The organism is Micromonospora sp. NPDC047756, assembly GCF_055587245.1.
In genome coordinates, this window is record NZ_JBVJGQ010000001.1 from 996,009 (window position 1) to 1,010,845 (window position 14,837).

The window sequence follows — 14,837 nt, forward strand, 5'->3', positions numbered from 1 at the left end:
CGGGTCGGGTCGTCTGCCGGCGGCGGGGTGGTCCCCAGGGGCAGCGTCTCATCGACCGGTGGTGAGCTGTCAGGCCCATTGGGCGGGCGCTGGTAAGGATCGTCCGGCTGCTCGGAACCCGCAGGTCCGTAGGTCGTCATGTCATTCCCGGGGGTGGGTGGTCTCAGCGTTGCTTGAGGCAGAGGACGAAGTCGAGAGTGTCCAGCTCACTGTCGAAGAAATACCAGTTGGTGTAGCCCTCGACCTTGGCGCACTTGGCCTCGGCGTCCCGCTCGCCGCTGGTCGGGCCGTCGATCCGGCTCAGCACCTCGTACGACTTCGCAGCACAACCGCTGATCAGCAGCTTCGGCTTACCACCTGCGGTGCCGTCGTTGCGGACACACTGGCCGACCTTGGCGAACCGGGGATCGGCCGACGACTCCGGCGCGGCCGCGCTCGGCACGGGCTCGACCGCGTCCGCGCTGGGCTCACCGGCGACGGCCGAGTTGCTCGGCGCGGCTGCCGGCGCCGGGTCGCTCTGCCCCCTGCGCAACCAGAACGCCCCGGCGGCGGCCACCACCAGCAGGACGACGGCCAGGACCGCGATCAGCGGCCCCCGACCGCGCCGGCTCGGTGCCGGATCCTCGCCGTACGGGTCGTCGGGCCGGTACGGCTGCCCGCCATACGTCGGGGTCGGCTGGTACGGGTCGCCGTAGGGCGGGCGGGGCTCGTGGCCGTAGGGCGTGGCTGTCCCTCCGCCGTACGGGGTTGCCGTCGCGCCGCCGTAGGGCGCGTCGGGCGTCGCACCGTAGGGCGGGGTGGGTGGGCCGCCGTACGCCCCGGGCCGTCCCTGCGCTGCGGGCGGGTACGACGGGACCGCCGGTGGGTAGGGCTCCGCCGCGGGCGGGTAGGGCTGCTGCGGCGGTCGACCGGGCGTCTCGTCGGGTCTTTGCCCACGCCACGGCCCCGGGTGGCCGCTCCCCGGCTGTCCGTAGTTCGTCATGCCGCCCTCCTGCACGAGTGGTGAGAGGCCGGCCACCAAAACGCGACGCGGGCTCCGGGGTCACCGTAGCGTGGTCCACTGATGAGCTCACCTCCACCGAGCGCCACGGCCCTCGCCGGCCGTCGTGCCACCAGCACACCGACCCTGATCTGGACCGCGTTGATCGTGGTCTACGTGCTCTGGGGGTCGACCTATCTGGCCATCCGGATCACCGTGGAGACGTTGCCTCCACTGCTGTCGGCCGCGCTCCGCTTCGCCGTGGCCGGCTTGGTCCTGGCAGTGGTGCTGCGACTTCGTCGCGGCCCCGGCGCGCTGCGGGTGGACCGCCGGCAACTCGGCTCGGCCGCCCTGGTCGGGGTGCTCCTGCTCACCGGTGGCAACGGCCTGGTGGTGCTCGCCGAAGAAGGGCCGCCGGGAGTGGCGCTACCGTCCGGGATCGCCGCCCTGCTGGTGGCCACGGTGCCGTTGCTGGTCGTGCTGTTGCGCTCGGCCACCGGGGACCGGCCGCCGATCTGGACGTTCGCCGGGGTCACGGTGGGCTTCGTCGGCCTCGTCCTGCTGGTGCTACCGGGCGGTAGTTCGGCAGCGGTGCCCCTGGTCGGGGCGTTGACAGTGGTGGCGGCGGCCACCTCCTGGTCGGTTGGGTCGTTCCTGTCCGGACGGATCCGGATGCCCACCGACCCTTTCGTGGCCACGGTGTACGAGATGATGGCCGGCGCGCTGGCGCTGGTGGCCGTCGCCGCCGGTCGGGGCGAACTGGCCGACTTCCACCCGGCGGAGGTGAGCACCCGGTCCTGGTTGGCCTTGGGCTACCTCATGGTGGCCGGCTCGCTGGTGGCCTTCACCGCGTACGTCTGGCTGCTGCACAACGCGCCCATCTCGCTGGTGTCGACGTACGCCTACGTGAACCCGGCGGTCGCGGTGGCGCTCGGCGCGCTGCTGGTGGCCGAGCCGATCACCCCGCAGGTGCTGCTCGGCGGCGCCGTCATCGTCGCCGGGGTCGCGCTGGTGGTGACCACCGAACGGCCGCGTCGGTCAGGCACGGGATCACGACCGGGGGATACGCCGGCATCACGTTCGGGGGATGTGTCGGCATCACTGTCGGAGGACACGCCGGGATCACGATCGGGGGACACGCCGGGATCAGGTTCGGGGGATACGTCGGTGCGCGACCGCCAGTAACGTCCGGCCCATGTCGGCCGCCGCGCTGGTGTCGATCGCGCTGCTCGGCGCGCTGGTCGGCCTCGTCGTACCCCTGGTGTCGCGGCGCTTCGCCACCGCGGACGCGCGGCTACCGGCGTTTCCACTGCCGCAGCCGGTCCGGCGGCCCTGGGTCGACCCGGTGGTGGCGGCGGGCATCTTCGTCGGCCTTGCCGTCGCCATCGGTGACGACCCGGCGCTGCCGGCCTTCCTCGCGGTCGCGGCGGTCGGTCTGGTGCTGGCGCGGGTCGACCTGGCCTGCCTGCGGCTGCCCAATCCGCTGGTCCTCGTCGCCGGGCTGCTGGCCCTCGGAGGGCTGACCACAGCGGCGCTGCTGTCCGGCACTCCCGGCCGGCTGTACGGCGCGCTGGGAGGTGCGGCCGTCGCGGGCGCGGCGCACGTGCTGTTGGCCCTGCTGCCCGGCTCACGGTTGGGTTTCGGGGACGTGAAACTCGCCGCCGTCCTCGGCCTGCCGCTTGGCTGGTTGGGGTGGGACACCCTGCTCACCGGGTTGCTCCTGCCGCACGTGCTGCACGGCGGTCTGGTGCTCGGCCTGCTCGTCACCCGAAAGGTGCACCGAACCACCCTGCTACCCCTGGGCCCGGCCCTACTGACGGGCACCTGGCTAGCCACCCTCCTCCCCTAACTACCCCGCCCCCGCCCCCGGCCCGCCCCGGCCCCCCGGCCCCCCGGCCCCCCGGCCCTGGCCGTGGCCCCGCCCCCGGTTCGTCGATCTTGCAGTTTCTGTGCCGACATAAGGTGCATTCCACGCGCATCGACAACCGAAAGTGCAAGATCGGCGGCGTGGCGGCGTGGCGGCGTGGGGGCGTGGGGGCGTGAGGGGGCGGGGGTTAGATCAGGCGGAGTTGGCGGTCCTTGGGGCGGCGGGGTTCGGCTTCGCCGAAGCGTTCGAAGAGCCCGGGGTCGATGGTGCCGAGGAACGGCGAAGGTACACAGTCGCGCTCGGTGCCGTGCCGGGTGCGGCGGGCGGCGTGACTGACGTACAGCCGGTCCTGGGCCCGGGTCAGGCCGACGAAGAAGAGCCGGCGCTCCTCGGCGACGGCGTCCTCGTCGGGGGTCGAGCCCGGCCAGCGCAACGGCAACAACCCGTCCTCGACACCGACCAGGAAGACCACCGGGAACTCCAGGCCCTTCGCGGCGTGCAGGGTGAGCAGCGTGACCGCCTCGGCCCGCGGGTCGAGCGCGTCCACCTCCGCGCCGGTGGCCAACTGCGACAGGAATGCCTCCAGGTCGTCACCGCAGCGTCGGGCCAGCGGGGTCAGCAGGTCCACGGCCGAGCGGACGTCCTCGGGGCGGACCGTGCCGCCGGCGCCGTCCAGGGTGGGCACGGCGAACCGCTCGGCGACCACCTGACCGGCCAGCCGCACCCGGGCGGCGAGTGGACCGGCCAGGCCGTCGGCGTGTCGCAGCTCGCGGGCGATGGCCGCCACCCCGGGCCGATCCCGCAGCCGGTCGTGGGAACGCTTCTGCACGGGGATGTTGGCCCGGGTCAGAGCGTCCACGATCGGGGCGGCCTGCGCGTCGGTGCGGTAGAGCACGGCGATGTCGGAGAACGACAGCGTGGTGGAGCGGCCGTCGATGCGGCCCGAGTCCAGGGAGCGGTGCGACAACCCGCCGACCAGGTCGTCGACGGTACGCACCACGAAGTCGGCCTCCTCGGTCACCGACGCGGCCGGGTACCGCCCGACCAGCGGAGCTTCCGGGTCGAGCCGGGCCGGGTCGAGCCGCCGGCCCCGGACCAGCGAGGACGGCGCGATGGCCTGCACGGCGGCGGCCAGGATCGGGGCCGACGAGCGGTAGTTGCGGTTGAGCCGGACCAGTCGGGCGTCGGTGAAGTCCTCGGAGAAGCGCAGGAAGTAGCCGACGTCCGCACCCCGGAACGAATAGATCGCCTGGTCCGGGTCGCCGATCGCGCAGAGGTTGCCGTTGGCGGGGCTGAGCAGCCGCAGCAGCTCGTACTGCACCTCGTCGACGTCCTGGTACTCGTCGACGAAGATCCACCGCCAGCGGTCCCGGTACCGTTCGACCAACTTCCGGTCGGCCCGCAGCAGCTCCACCGGCAGGGTCACCAGTTCGTCCAGGTCGACCAGGTCCTGCTTGCGCAGCAGTGCCACGTACGCGGCGCTGTTGTCGCCGGCCTCGGTGCGTGCCGCCGCCCGCTCGGCGTCGTCGGCGATCCGGAAGTCGGTGGGCAGACCCGCCGCGCCGACGTTCTCCCGCAGGATGGTCAACCCCAACGCGTGGAACGTGCCCACTGTGACGTCCTCGGCGACCGGGCCGAGCAGGCCGTCGAGGCGGTGCCGTAGTTCCTCGGCTGCCCGACGGGTGAACGTGATCGCGAGGCAGTGCTCGGGGAAGACGTTCAGCTCCGCGCAGAGGTACGCGATCCGGTGGGTGAGCGTCCTGGTCTTGCCGGTACCCGGGCCGGCCACGATGAGCAGCGGGCCGCCGGGTGCGGAGGCGGCCACCCGCTGCATGGCGTCCAGTCGGTCCAGCAGGCCGGTGCCGACCTCCTCCATGCCGGCGAGCATCGGCTCGAACGGCTCGTGCGGAGATGGTGGCGGCGCGATCGGCGGCGCGGGCGCCGGGACCGGCTTGCGCTTCGGCTCCGCCTTGGCCGCCGCCGGGCGCTTGGCCGCCACTCGGGGAGCCGGCTCCGCGGGTCGTCGCTGCGCCGGCACCGGTACGTCGAACAGTGTCTCCTGCGCGCCCAGCTCGGCCGGGTCGAAGAGCGTGATCACGCCGTACTCGCCGTCGTAACCGGGCACCCGGCGGACGTCGCCGCGCCGCAGCCGCCCGATGCCCTCCGCGAGCAGCTCACCACCGGCCTGTGCGATCTCGGTCAGCGGCGTCGTGGTCAGGATCTCCAGCTCGGGGCCGAGCGTGGCCAGCAGCTCGTTGAGCCGCCCCTCGACCTTCTTCGATCGGGCACCCACCTTGTTGATCTCGCCAAGGATCTCGGCCAGCGGCACCAGGTGGGTGACGTCCCGCGCGTGTGCCGGCCGGTGCCCGTCCGGCCGGTCCGCCAACTCCTCGATCCGGCTGAGGACGCCCACGGTGAGGGGTTTGCCGCACTCGGGGCAGCGCCCGCCGGCGTCCCGAGTGCGCTCTGGAGTCCAGTTGACTCCGCACAGTCGGTGCCCGTCCGCGTGGTACTTGCCCTCCTCCGGGAAGAACTCGATCGTGCCGGCCAGGCCGTCACCGGTACGCAGCGCCTCCCGAACGGCGAAGTAGTCCCGTTCGGCGGTCAGCACCGTCGCCTCCCGGCCGAGCGCCGGCGGCGAGTGCGCGTCCGAGTTGGACACCAGTTGGTAGCCGTCCAGGCTGCCGACCCGCCAGTTCATGGCGGGGTCGGAGGAGAGCCCGGTCTCCACCGCGAAGATGTGCTCGGCCAGGTCGGCGTAGCAGTCCGCGATCGCGTCGAAGCCCGACTTCGAGCCCAGCGCGGAGAACCAGGGAGTCCAGATGTGCGCCGGCACCAGGTAGCCGTCCGGGCTGGCCTCCAGGGTGATCTCCAGCAGGTCGCGGGAGTCCAGTCCGAGAATCGGCCGGCCGTCGGAGCCGAGGTTGCCGATCCGGCCCAGCGCGGTGTTGAACCGGGCCACCGCGTCCAGATCCGGCAGGTAGATCAGGTGGTGCACCTTGCGGGTCCGGTCGTCCCGCTTGTAGATGGTGGAGATTTCCACGCTCAGCATGAAACGGACCGGGTCCGCCTCCGCGTTCGGCGCGAGTCGGGGCGGCAGTCGCCGGGCGAGGTCCCGTTCCGCCTCCGGGCCGAGCCGGTAGAGCCCCGGTTCGGCCGGGCGCAGCGTCTCCCGCAGGTGGTCGTACCAGGCGGGGTGGGTGAAGTCGCCGGTGCCGAGCAACCCAATGCCCTTACGCCGGGCCCACCACGCGAGGTTCGGCAGGGTGAGGTCACGGCTGCACGCGCGCGAGTACTTCGAGTGGATGTGCAGGTCCGCGACGAATGGCGGTAGGCCACCGGGGGGTACGGCGCTGAACGGGGGCACGCCGCATCCTGTCACGCCCGCCGCGCCGGCCACCCGCCGCCACGCGCGGACGTGACCTCCGCTATGCCGAGCGCAGCTCGACCAGACTGATCTGCGGCTCCGCCCCGACCCGGACCGGAGGCCCCCAGAAACCGGCGCCGTTGGTCACGTAGACCTTTGTGCCGTCCACCTCGCCGAGCCCGCTGACCACCGGCTGCTCCAGCCTGACGGCCAGGTTGAACGGCACCATCTGCCCGCCGTGGGTGTGCCCGGACAGTTGCAGGTCGACGCCGTACCGGGCGGCCTCCTTCGCCGCCAGCGGCTGGTGCGCCAGCAGGACCACGGGACGGCTCGGGTCGCGGTCGCCGAGGGCGGCGGCGAAGTCCGGGCCGGCGGCGAGACCGGTGCCCACGGCGGTGAGGTCATTCACGCCGGCCAGGTCGAGCACACCGCCCCGGGCCTGGATCTCCTGCCGCTGGTTCTGCAGCACCCGCAGGCCGAGCCGGTCGACCTCCTGGACCCACTCCTCCACCCCGGAGTAGTACTCGTGGTTGCCGGTGACGAAGAAGCTGCCGTAGCGGGAGCGCAGGTCGCGCAGCGGCTCGGCGGCCGCGCCGAGTTCGGCGACGGACCCGTCGACCAGGTCACCGACGACCGCGACGATGTCCGCGTCGAGCCGGTTGATCGCGGCGACGATCCGCTCGGTGTGTGCCCGCCCGCGCAGCGGGCCGAGGTGGATGTCGGAGACGGTGGCGATGCGCAGGCCGTCCATGCTGCGGGGGAGTTTGGCCAGCGGGATGCGTACCCGGTCGAGCTGGGGTGGACCGAGTGCCGTGCGAACGCCGTACCCCACGATGCCGGTGGCGGTGAGACCGGCGAAGATGGCGGCCCCCCGGGCGAGCACCAACCGACGGGACGGGTCGTGGTCCGGTGCCGCGACGGCGGCGGCGGCCGGCGGGTCGGTCGGCCCGGCGGCCCCGACGAGCACCGGCTCGGGCGCGGCTGTGGTGGGCTCCGCGGCGACCACCCGGCGACGCAGCACCAGCCGGGTGACCAGCATCGGGACTTCCAGCACGACCAGCACGATCAGCAGGTAGAACATCAGCGCGAGCCACAGGTAGCCGGGCCAGGCGAGCCAGTAGAGCCCGGCCTGCGTGCCGGCCATCGTGACCGGCACGAGCAGGGCCAGCACCACTGCGGCGATCCCGCCGACCCGTCGCCAGCGGCCCGGCGTGGTGGTGTCCCGGACGAGCCGCTTCCACAGGTAGAGGTGGATGAGGCCGGTGACCAGCGCCAGGACAGCCACGAACCCCAGAACCGCCATCATGCGTGCAGCCTCCCTCAGCCGCCCGCGAACGGGGGCAGGACATCGATCGTGGCCCCGGCCGGTAGGGGTGCCTGACGATCATGACAGGTGACGCCGTCCACGAGGAAACTCGCCACCCGCAGCACCCCGGCGAGCCGACCGCCGTGACGCTGGGTCAGCTCGGCCGTGAGGTCGTCCAGTGACCGCCCGGCGGGGACAGCCTCCTCGGCGCGGCCGGCGGCGGCGCGGGCGCCCGCGAAGTAGCGGACGGTCAGCGGTGGCGCCTCCACGCTCAGCCTCCGATCGCTGACATCGGGCGGGTCGGCTGGAGGAAGGTGGGATCGTCGATGCCGTGCCCGGCGCGCTTGCCCCACATCGCGGTACGCCAGCGCCGGGCCAACTCGTCGTCGTCGGCGCCGGCGCGCAGCGCGGCGCGCAGATCCGACTCTTCGGTGGCGAAGAGGCAGGCGCGGACCTGGCCGTCGGCGGTCAACCGGGTGCGGTCGCAGTCCCCGCAGAAGGGGCGGGTGACGCTGGCGATCACGCCGACCCGGGCGGGGCCTCCGTCGACCAGCCAGGTCTCCGCCGGTGCCGCGCCGCGCTCGGTCGGGTCGGCGCTGAGATCGAAGACGGTACGCAGCGACGCCAGGATCTCGTCGGCGGTGACCATGGTGTCGCGGGCCCAACCGTGCTGGGCGTCCAACGGCATCTGCTCGATGAACCGCAGTTGGTAGTCGTGTTCGAGGGCGAAGCGGAGCAGCGCCGGCGCCTCGTCCTCGTTGACACCACGCATCAGCACAGAATTGATCTTCACGGGGTTGAGTCCGACGGTCGCCGCCCCGGCGAGCCCGGCCAGCACCGCGTCGAGGCGGGGGCGCCGGGTGAGGGTGGTGAACCGGTCCGGGTCCAGGGTGTCCAGTGAGACGTTCACCCGGTCCAGGCCGGCCGTCCGCAACGCCGGGGCCAGTCGGTCCAGGCCGATGCCGTTGGTGGTCAGCGAGACCCGGGGGCGGGGTTCGAGGGCGGCGACCGCGGTCACGATGTCGACCAGCCCGGCCCGGATCAGCGGTTCACCGCCGGTGAACCGCACCTCGGTCACGCCGAGCAGCTCGACAGCCACCCGGACCAGCCGAACGATCTCCTCGTCCGTCAGCAACTCGGGGCCGGCCAGCCAGGGCAGCCCTTCCGCCGGCATGCAGTAGGTGCAGCGCAGGTTGCACTTGTCGGTGAGGGACACGCGCAGGTCCCGGGCGACACGGCCGTACCGGTCGACGAGGACGCCGTTGGTCCCCGGGGCGACGCTCACCTGTCGACCGTAGCGCGCTCGGCCCGGCCCAGGACGCCACGGGCGGTCTGGACGACCACATCTCGGAAGCTGACGCCGAACAGTGCCGTGTGCACGAGCAGCAGATGCAGTTGATGCACTGGCACGCGGTCACGCCAACCGTCCGGTAGTGGCCAGCTCTCCTGATAGGCGGCCAGCACGCGATCCAGGTGGGGGATGCCGCCGAAGAGGGCGAGCTGGGCGAGGTCCGTCTCCCGGTGCCCACCGTGCGCCGCCGGGTCGACGAGCCAGGCCCGGTCGTCGACCCCCCACAGCACGTTGCCCGGCCACAGGTCGCCGTGGATGCGCGCGGGCGGCTCGTCGCCGCCGAGCCCGTCGAGGCGACCGATCACCTGCTCGACCAGAGCGGCATCGGCACTCGTCAGCGCGCCACCGTCGACCGAGCGTCGCAGGTAGGGGGCGAGCCGCCGCTCGGCGAACCAGGTCGACCAGCGGCCGCCGGTGAGGGTGTTGTCCTGTGGGAGCGCGCCGATGAAGCCGGGCCAGGTGGCGCCGAAGGCGGTCGCGCCCGCCCGGTGCAGCCCGGCCAGCTCCCGGCCGAAGCGCTCCGCTGCCTCCGGCGTCGGTTCGCCGGGCTCCACCCAGTCGAGCGCCAGCAGCTCCGGCAAAGCCACGATCACCTCGGGTACGCCGACCGTGCCGGCCTCCCGCAGCCAGCGCAGGCCGGCGGCCTCGGCGGCGAAGAAGCCCTCCGGCGCCGGTCGGTCGGCGCCCTCCGGCCAGGACTTGGCGAAGACGGAGTGGCCGTCGTCGAGGGTGAGCCGGGCGGCCACGCAGATGTTTCCACCGGCGACCGGCGTCTCCCGGAGCCGCTGATGGGTCCGGAAGGTCGGGAGGTGTGCCGGATGCGCGCGCAGGTACGCCAGGTCCATCAGCGCACGGTAACCGCTCCCTGAGACAGCCAGGTGTCGCGCGACGACATCGGCTCTTTTTCCGCACCCGTAGGTGGGGCTCGATCAGGGAAAACACGTTCAGTAACTGTGGATAAGCCGCGTGTCGTCCACAGGGGTGGCAGGGCCCGGCACACCCGCCGCAGGCTTCCGACATGACCTCGACCGAACGCCCGCAGCTCGCCGTCCGCTCACCCGCCGACCTGATCGCCGCTGTGCCGTACCTGCTCGGCTTCCACCCCACCGACAGCGTCGTCACCGTGGCGTTGGTCGGCCGACAGATCGTCTTCGCCGCCCGCGCGGACCTGCCCGACCCGACCGAGCCGGGCGGATTGGCCGGGCACCTGGCTGGTGTGCTCCGCCGGCAGGGCGCGGATGCCGTCACCGTCGTGGGTTACGGGCAACCGGAGCGGGTCACCCCGGCGGTGGACGCGCTGCGCGACGCGCTGAACGACTTCGGGCTGCACGTGCTCGACGCGCTGCGGGTGACCGACGGTCGCTGGTGGTCCTATCTCTGCGCCGAGCCCGAGTGCTGCCCGCCTGAGGGTCGCCGCTACGACCCGAGCGCCAACCCGGTGACCGCCTCGGCGGTCTTCGCCGGTCAGGTCGCACTCCCCGACCGGGCCGCCCTCGTGGCGCAGGTGGCACCGGTGGACGGGCCGGCCCGGGAGGCGGCCCGTGCGGCCACCGCCCGCGCCGAGCTGAGACTGGCCGAGCTGGTCGAGCAGGCACCCGAGAGCGACCTGCTCGGGGCTCGGGCGCTGCGCGCCGCCGGGGTGGCAGCGGTCCGTGAGGCCCAGCGTCGGCAGCGGCGTGGTGAGCGGCTCGACGACGACGAGGTGGCCTGGTTGAGCCTGCTGATGACCCACCTGCCGGTTCGCGATCACGCGTGGGAGCGCACCGACGGCCGGGACCGGGACATCGCCCTCTGGACCGACGTGCTGCGCCGCGCCGAGCCGGAGGTGGCCGCCGCGCCGGGTGCGCTGCTGGCGTTCGCCGCCTGGCGCGCCGGGCAGGGCGCGTTGGCGGCGGTCGCGCTCGAACGCACGCTGAGTCTGCACCCCGACTACTCGCTCGCGCTGCTGCTGGACGATCTGCTCCGACGGGGCGTGCCCCCGGCCGAGCTGGACGGCTGGCCGTCGGTGGGGATGCCCGGCGTCGTCCGCCCCCGCAAGCGGAGCCGTCGTGGCCGCCGCTGAGGACGCGGTCACTCGTGGTAATACCGCAGGTGCTACCAGAGTTGATAGGCTGGCGGCTGTGACAGTGAAGCGCTCCGTGAGCCTCCCCGATGACGTCGCGGAGTGGCTCGACCAGCAGCCCAACGTCTCGGCCGCCATCACCGCGGCGGTACGGGTGCAGATGGCCCGCGTACACCTCGACGAGGTGCTGCGGCGAGCCGGCATCGAGGTGACCGAGGCGGGAAGGGCGCGCTGGCGGGAGCGCCTGGCGACACCCATTCCGGCGGACGCCCTGGCTGAGGGACGCCGGATGTTGGGCCGCGCCGGATGAGCGATCAGGTCGCTGCCGTTTTCGACGCGTCGGCGCTGACCGCCTACATCGAGGGCAACGTCTCGGTGGGGGAGTTGATGCTGGAGGTCGCCGACGAGGGTCGACAGGTCGCCGTCCCAGCGACGTGTCTGGCGGTCGCCTTCGCGAGCGTGGCCGACGAGATCGATGCCGCGCTCCTGGCCCTGATGATGACTGCCCCGATGATCCGTCTGCTGCCGCTCGACGTCGACGTGCAGGACACCGGCAGGCTGGCCCGCGCCGTGGACGGCGACATCTCGTTCGGCCATGCCGCCCGTGCGGCACTCAGCCACGAGGCGCACTACGCCACAGCGCGACCCAGGGTGGCGGCGAAGGTGCTCCCGACCAACTGGAGCATCCTCGACCTGGCGTGACGGGTTCTTCCGGCGACGCCTCCGTCGAAGGATGTATGCGTTGCTCCTGTCCACGGCCGACGCGGAGAGCTCGCCGCCGCCGGAGAATGATCTCGTGGCCGTTCTCCCCGTTGGTACGACATGACCCCCGAGTTGCTGCTGTCGCTGGCCGGGCTGGCGTTGATCGACAGCACCAGCATCGGCACCCTTTTCATCCCGGTCTGGTTGCTGCTCGCCCCCGGGCCGGTCAACGTCCGGCGGATCCTGGGCTACCTCGCCACCATCGCGGTGTTCTACCTCGTGGTTGGGCTGCTGCTGGTCTGGGGAGGCAGCAGGCTGGGCGACGCGCTGGGCGGTGCCCTGGACAACCGGGGCGTCCTCTGGGCACAACTCGTGCTGGGCGTGGGGATGCTGGCGCTCAGCTTCCGCTACGACGGCAAACGGCGTCCCCGTACCGGTGGCGTCCTGCGTTGGCGGGACCGGGCCACCGCCGGAGATTCCTCAGCCCGCTGGTTGGTCGGGCTCGCGCTGCTCGCGGCGCTCGCCGAGGTGGCGACAATGCTTCCGTACCTCGGTGCGGTGGGCCTGTTGGCCACCTCGGGGGTGGGAGCGGCGGGCGTGGTGGTGCTGCTCGCCGGGTACTGCCTGGTCATGGTGCTGCCGGCGGTGCTGTTGCTGGGCGCCCGGGTGGCCCGCCCACGACTGGTCGAGCCGCTGCTGGCCCGCCTGAACACCTGGATCGTCACGAAGGCGGGCAGCGCGTTGGGCTGGATCCTCGGCATCGCCGGTTTCCTGATCGCCCGTGACGCCGCCGCACGGCTGGCCCTGTTCGACCTGATCGACCGGATCGGTCGCTGACCGGCCGCTCGGGTCAGGCCGGCTGCTCCACGGTGATCCGGTGCGGCCCGGTGTAGACGTTCATGGTCCGCCCGCGCAGGAAGCCGACAAGTGTCATTCCCGCCTCGTCGGCCAGTTCGGCGGCGAGGGTGCTCGGGGCGGACACCGCTGCCAGCAGCGGCAACCCCGCCATCCACGCCTTCTGGGTCAGCTCGAAGCTGGCCCGCCCGGAGACCAGCAGCAGGTGTCCGGCGAGCGGCAGCCGGCGCTCCCGCACCGCCCAGCCGATCACCTTGTCCACGGCGTTGTGCCGGCCCACGTCCTCCCGGAGCACCACCAGCTCACCGTCGGGGGTGAACAACCCCGCCGCGTGCAGCCCGCCGGTCCGATCGAAGCCACGCTGAGCGGCGCGCAACCGGTCGGGCAGCTCGGCCAGCAGCGTGGCCGGCACGCTGAGCGGGTCCGCCGCGACCGGGAAGAGCGACCGGGTGCGGACCGCGTCGATGCTGGCCTTGCCACAGACACCGCACGAGCTGGTCGTGTAGAAGTTCCGGGACGGGTCGGTGGTCGGTTCCGGTACGCCGGGAGCGAGCACCACGTCCACCACGTTGTACGTGTTCGGCGTCTCCGCGCCCGCACAGAGCTGCGCGGTCAACACGTCGTCGGTCGACCGGATCAGCCCCTCCGTCAGCAGGAACCCGATGGCCAGGTCCAGATCGTCGCCGGGAGTGCGCATGGTGACGGCCAGCGGCCGGCGTCGGCCGGGTCCGGCCGCGCCGACCCGGATCTCCAGCGGCTCCTCCACGGCGAGCGTGTCCGGCCGGCGGATCGCCCCGCGTCCGGCGGTCGCCGCGTCCAGGTCGATCCGGAGTACGCCCCGTCGGTCAGTCGCCCGTCCCATCCCGCCATCCTCCACCCCAACCCCGGCCCATGCGCACACCCCCAGGCCCGCGCCCCCGGCGCGCTCCCCGGGCGCGTGCCCCCCGGCTCCCACCCCCCGGGCGCGTGCCCCCCGGCTCCCACCCCCCCGGGCGCGTGCCCCCCGGCTCCCACCCCCCGGGCGCGTGCCCCCCCGGCTCCCGCCCCCCGGGCGTGTTGATCATGAAGTTAGCCGCGCGTGTCGTCGGCGTGTCGAGCGATAACTCCATGATCACCCGGGTGCGGGGTGCGGGGTGCGGGGTGCGGGGTGCGGGGTGCGGGGTGCGGGGTGCGGGGTGCGGGGTGCGGGGTGCGGGGTGCGGGGTGGCGGGGTGAGGCGGGGCTAGGGGTGGCGGGGTGAGGCGGGGCGGGAGTTGGTGGTGGCACGGCTACGGTGGCTGGGTGGGGACGTACGCCGCCGTGGTGCTCGCGGGTGGGGCCGCCCGGCGGATGGGCGGGCTCGACAAGCCCGCGCTTCCGGTCGGCGGCCGGCCGATGCGCGACCGGGTGCTGGCCGCCGTCGCCGACGCGACGCCACGGGTGCTCGTCGGTGCGGCCGACGCCGTGCCGGCGGGCGTTCGGGTCGTCCGGGAGGACCCGCCCGGCGGGGGCCCGGTCGCCGCGGCGGCGGCCGGACTGGCGCTGCTGGACACCGACGTCACCTTGGTCGCGCTGCTCGCTGCCGACCTGCCGTTGCTCACCCGGGCCGCGATCGGCGATCTGCTGAACCACCTGGACCGGAAGACCCCTGACACCGGTTCGGCGGGCGGCCGCACCGATCCGGCACCGCCGGCCCGCGACGGCCTCGCCGCACTGCCGGCCCGCGACGGCCTCGCCGCACCATTGGTCCGTGGCGACCTCGCCGCACTGCCGGCCCGCGACGGCCTCGCCGAACCGCCGGCTTGCGACAGCCTCAGGCGGGCTCGCGACGGCCTCGACGGCGGTGAGCAACCCGACGGGGCGTGCTTCGTGGACGGGGACGGGCGGCGGCAGTCGCTCTGCGGCGTCTGGCGGGTGGCCGCGCTGCGGGCAGCGGTGGACCGGTTGGCGGTCGAGCGGGGCGGCAGCCTGTCCGGGGCCCCGGTGCGGGCGTTGCTGGCGGGGCTCGTCGTGTCGGAGGTGGCCTGGTCCGGCGAGGGCCCGCCGCCGTGGTTCGACTGCGACACTGACGAGGACGTACGCCGGGCGGAGGAGTGGGCGCGATGACGGTGATGGACGACTGGGTCACGGCGGTGTGCGCCGAGTTGGATCTGGATTCGACCGCGGTGCCGGTGCCGGCGGTGCTGGATCTGGCCCGGGACGTCGCCCACCAGGTGCTGCGTCCGGGCGCGCCGGTCACCGCGTACCTCCTCGGGTTGGCGGTGGGTCGGGGGGCGGACCCGGCGGACGCCGCGGCCCGGCTCAGCGCCCTGGCGGGCGCCTGGCCGGTCGGGCTGGACGCGGAGCCCACGGACCCGGCGGCCCCCTGA

At 73.4% G+C, this 14,837-nt stretch carries 14 protein-coding genes and 1 pseudogene; 8 read left to right on the plus strand and 7 right to left on the minus strand.

Going from position 1 to position 14,837, the window contains the following annotated elements; translation table 11 throughout:
• Nucleotides 1–163: 163 nt before the first annotated feature.
• Nucleotides 164–454 (minus strand): annotated as a pseudogene (locus tag ACZ6NZ_RS04655) (LppU/SCO3897 family protein); the annotation flags it as partial.
• A 609-nt stretch (nucleotides 455–1,063) separates the two neighbouring features.
• On the opposite strand from ACZ6NZ_RS04655, the gene ACZ6NZ_RS04660 reads away from it, so the two are divergent.
• Together ACZ6NZ_RS04660 and ACZ6NZ_RS04665 are read left to right on the plus strand one after the other, a co-directional pair.
• On the plus strand, nucleotides 1,064–2,164 hold the full coding sequence (locus ACZ6NZ_RS04660; RefSeq protein ID WP_465855682.1) for an EamA family transporter: 1,101 nt from the start codon (nucleotides 1,064–1,066) through the stop codon (nucleotides 2,162–2,164).
• A gap of 10 nt (nucleotides 2,165–2,174) precedes the next feature.
• Nucleotides 2,175–2,828 carry a prepilin peptidase gene (locus ACZ6NZ_RS04665; protein WP_465855684.1) on the plus strand — a complete coding sequence of 218 codons (654 nt, stop codon included), beginning with the start codon at nucleotides 2,175–2,177 and terminating at the stop codon, nucleotides 2,826–2,828.
• A 205-nt stretch (nucleotides 2,829–3,033) separates the two neighbouring features.
• Here the strand turns inward: ACZ6NZ_RS04665 and ACZ6NZ_RS04670 are convergent, their stop codons facing one another.
• The 5 genes from ACZ6NZ_RS04670 to ACZ6NZ_RS04690 form a co-directional block, all read right to left on the minus strand.
• Nucleotides 3,034–6,213 carry a UvrD-helicase domain-containing protein gene (locus ACZ6NZ_RS04670; RefSeq protein WP_465855686.1) on the minus strand — a complete coding sequence of 1,060 codons (3,180 nt, stop codon included), beginning with the start codon at nucleotides 6,211–6,213 and terminating at the stop codon, nucleotides 3,034–3,036.
• Nucleotides 6,214–6,274: 61 nt separating this feature from the next.
• Entirely contained in the window at nucleotides 6,275–7,519 is a 1,245-nt protein-coding gene (locus ACZ6NZ_RS04675) for a metallophosphoesterase (protein ID WP_465855688.1), read from the minus strand.
• Nucleotides 7,520–7,533: 14 nt separating this feature from the next.
• A complete protein-coding gene (locus ACZ6NZ_RS04680; protein ID WP_366610082.1) occupies nucleotides 7,534–7,788 on the minus strand; it encodes a MoaD/ThiS family protein in 255 nt (84 codons plus the stop codon).
• 2 nt (nucleotides 7,789–7,790) lie between these two features.
• Nucleotides 7,791–8,804, minus strand: a complete 1,014-nt coding sequence (moaA, locus tag ACZ6NZ_RS04685; RefSeq protein WP_465855691.1) for a GTP 3',8-cyclase MoaA — start codon at nucleotides 8,802–8,804, stop codon at nucleotides 7,791–7,793.
• Entirely contained in the window at nucleotides 8,801–9,715 is a 915-nt protein-coding gene (locus ACZ6NZ_RS04690; RefSeq protein WP_465855693.1) for a fructosamine kinase family protein, read from the minus strand. Before ACZ6NZ_RS04690 ends, moaA begins: the two co-directional genes overlap by 4 nt.
• Nucleotides 9,716–9,888: 173 nt before the next feature.
• Between ACZ6NZ_RS04690 and ACZ6NZ_RS04695 the strand changes: the two genes are divergently transcribed.
• The 4 genes from ACZ6NZ_RS04695 to ACZ6NZ_RS04710 all read left to right on the plus strand — a co-directional run bounded on the left by ACZ6NZ_RS04695 (nucleotide 9,889) and on the right by ACZ6NZ_RS04710 (nucleotide 12,471).
• Nucleotides 9,889–10,932, plus strand: a complete 1,044-nt coding sequence (locus ACZ6NZ_RS04695) for a DUF4192 domain-containing protein (RefSeq protein WP_465855695.1) — start codon at nucleotides 9,889–9,891, stop codon at nucleotides 10,930–10,932.
• 58 nt (nucleotides 10,933–10,990) lie between these two features.
• On the plus strand, nucleotides 10,991–11,242 hold the full coding sequence (locus ACZ6NZ_RS04700) for a hypothetical protein (RefSeq protein ID WP_465855697.1): 252 nt from the start codon (nucleotides 10,991–10,993) through the stop codon (nucleotides 11,240–11,242).
• Complete coding sequence (locus ACZ6NZ_RS04705; protein WP_465855699.1) at nucleotides 11,239–11,634, plus strand: hypothetical protein; 396 nt, start codon at nucleotides 11,239–11,241, stop codon at nucleotides 11,632–11,634. Before ACZ6NZ_RS04700 ends, ACZ6NZ_RS04705 begins: the two co-directional genes overlap by 4 nt.
• Before the next feature lie 120 nt (nucleotides 11,635–11,754).
• Nucleotides 11,755–12,471 (plus strand): GAP family protein, encoded by a 717-nt coding sequence (locus ACZ6NZ_RS04710; RefSeq protein ID WP_465855701.1) that lies wholly within the window; start codon nucleotides 11,755–11,757, stop codon nucleotides 12,469–12,471.
• Nucleotides 12,472–12,484: 13 nt separating this feature from the next.
• On the opposite strand, the gene fdhD is transcribed toward ACZ6NZ_RS04710, so the two are convergent.
• Nucleotides 12,485–13,351 carry a formate dehydrogenase accessory sulfurtransferase FdhD gene (gene fdhD, locus ACZ6NZ_RS04715; RefSeq protein WP_366610094.1) on the minus strand — a complete coding sequence of 289 codons (867 nt, stop codon included), beginning with the start codon at nucleotides 13,349–13,351 and terminating at the stop codon, nucleotides 12,485–12,487.
• Nucleotides 13,352–13,770: 419 nt separating this feature from the next.
• On the opposite strand from fdhD, the gene mobA reads away from it, so the two are divergent.
• Together mobA and ACZ6NZ_RS04725 are read left to right on the plus strand one after the other, a co-directional pair.
• Nucleotides 13,771–14,574 carry a molybdenum cofactor guanylyltransferase gene (gene mobA, locus ACZ6NZ_RS04720; RefSeq protein ID WP_465855703.1) on the plus strand — a complete coding sequence of 268 codons (804 nt, stop codon included), beginning with the start codon at nucleotides 13,771–13,773 and terminating at the stop codon, nucleotides 14,572–14,574.
• On the plus strand, nucleotides 14,571–14,837 hold the full coding sequence (locus ACZ6NZ_RS04725; protein ID WP_465855705.1) for a DUF6457 domain-containing protein: 267 nt from the start codon (nucleotides 14,571–14,573) through the stop codon (nucleotides 14,835–14,837). Before mobA ends, ACZ6NZ_RS04725 begins: the two co-directional genes overlap by 4 nt.

Excerpts from the sequence above, each read along its gene's own strand:
- ACZ6NZ_RS04660 (WP_465855682.1), top strand. The coding sequence starts at position 1,064 with ATGAGCTCACCTCCACCGAGCGCCACGGCCCTCGCCGGCCGTCGTGCC.
- ACZ6NZ_RS04665 (WP_465855684.1), top strand. The coding sequence starts at position 2,175 with ATGTCGGCCGCCGCGCTGGTGTCGATCGCGCTGCTCGGCGCGCTGGTC.
- ACZ6NZ_RS04675 (WP_465855688.1), bottom strand. The coding sequence starts at position 7,519 with ATGATGGCGGTTCTGGGGTTCGTGGCTGTCCTGGCGCTGGTCACCGGC.
- ACZ6NZ_RS04690 (WP_465855693.1), bottom strand. The coding sequence starts at position 9,715 with ATGGACCTGGCGTACCTGCGCGCGCATCCGGCACACCTCCCGACCTTC.
- ACZ6NZ_RS04695 (WP_465855695.1), top strand. The coding sequence starts at position 9,889 with ATGACCTCGACCGAACGCCCGCAGCTCGCCGTCCGCTCACCCGCCGAC.
- ACZ6NZ_RS04705 (WP_465855699.1), top strand. The coding sequence starts at position 11,239 with ATGAGCGATCAGGTCGCTGCCGTTTTCGACGCGTCGGCGCTGACCGCC.
- ACZ6NZ_RS04710 (WP_465855701.1), top strand. The coding sequence starts at position 11,755 with ATGACCCCCGAGTTGCTGCTGTCGCTGGCCGGGCTGGCGTTGATCGAC.
- fdhD (WP_366610094.1), bottom strand. The coding sequence starts at position 13,351 with ATGGGACGGGCGACTGACCGACGGGGCGTACTCCGGATCGACCTGGAC.
- ACZ6NZ_RS04725 (WP_465855705.1), top strand. The coding sequence starts at position 14,571 with ATGACGGTGATGGACGACTGGGTCACGGCGGTGTGCGCCGAGTTGGAT.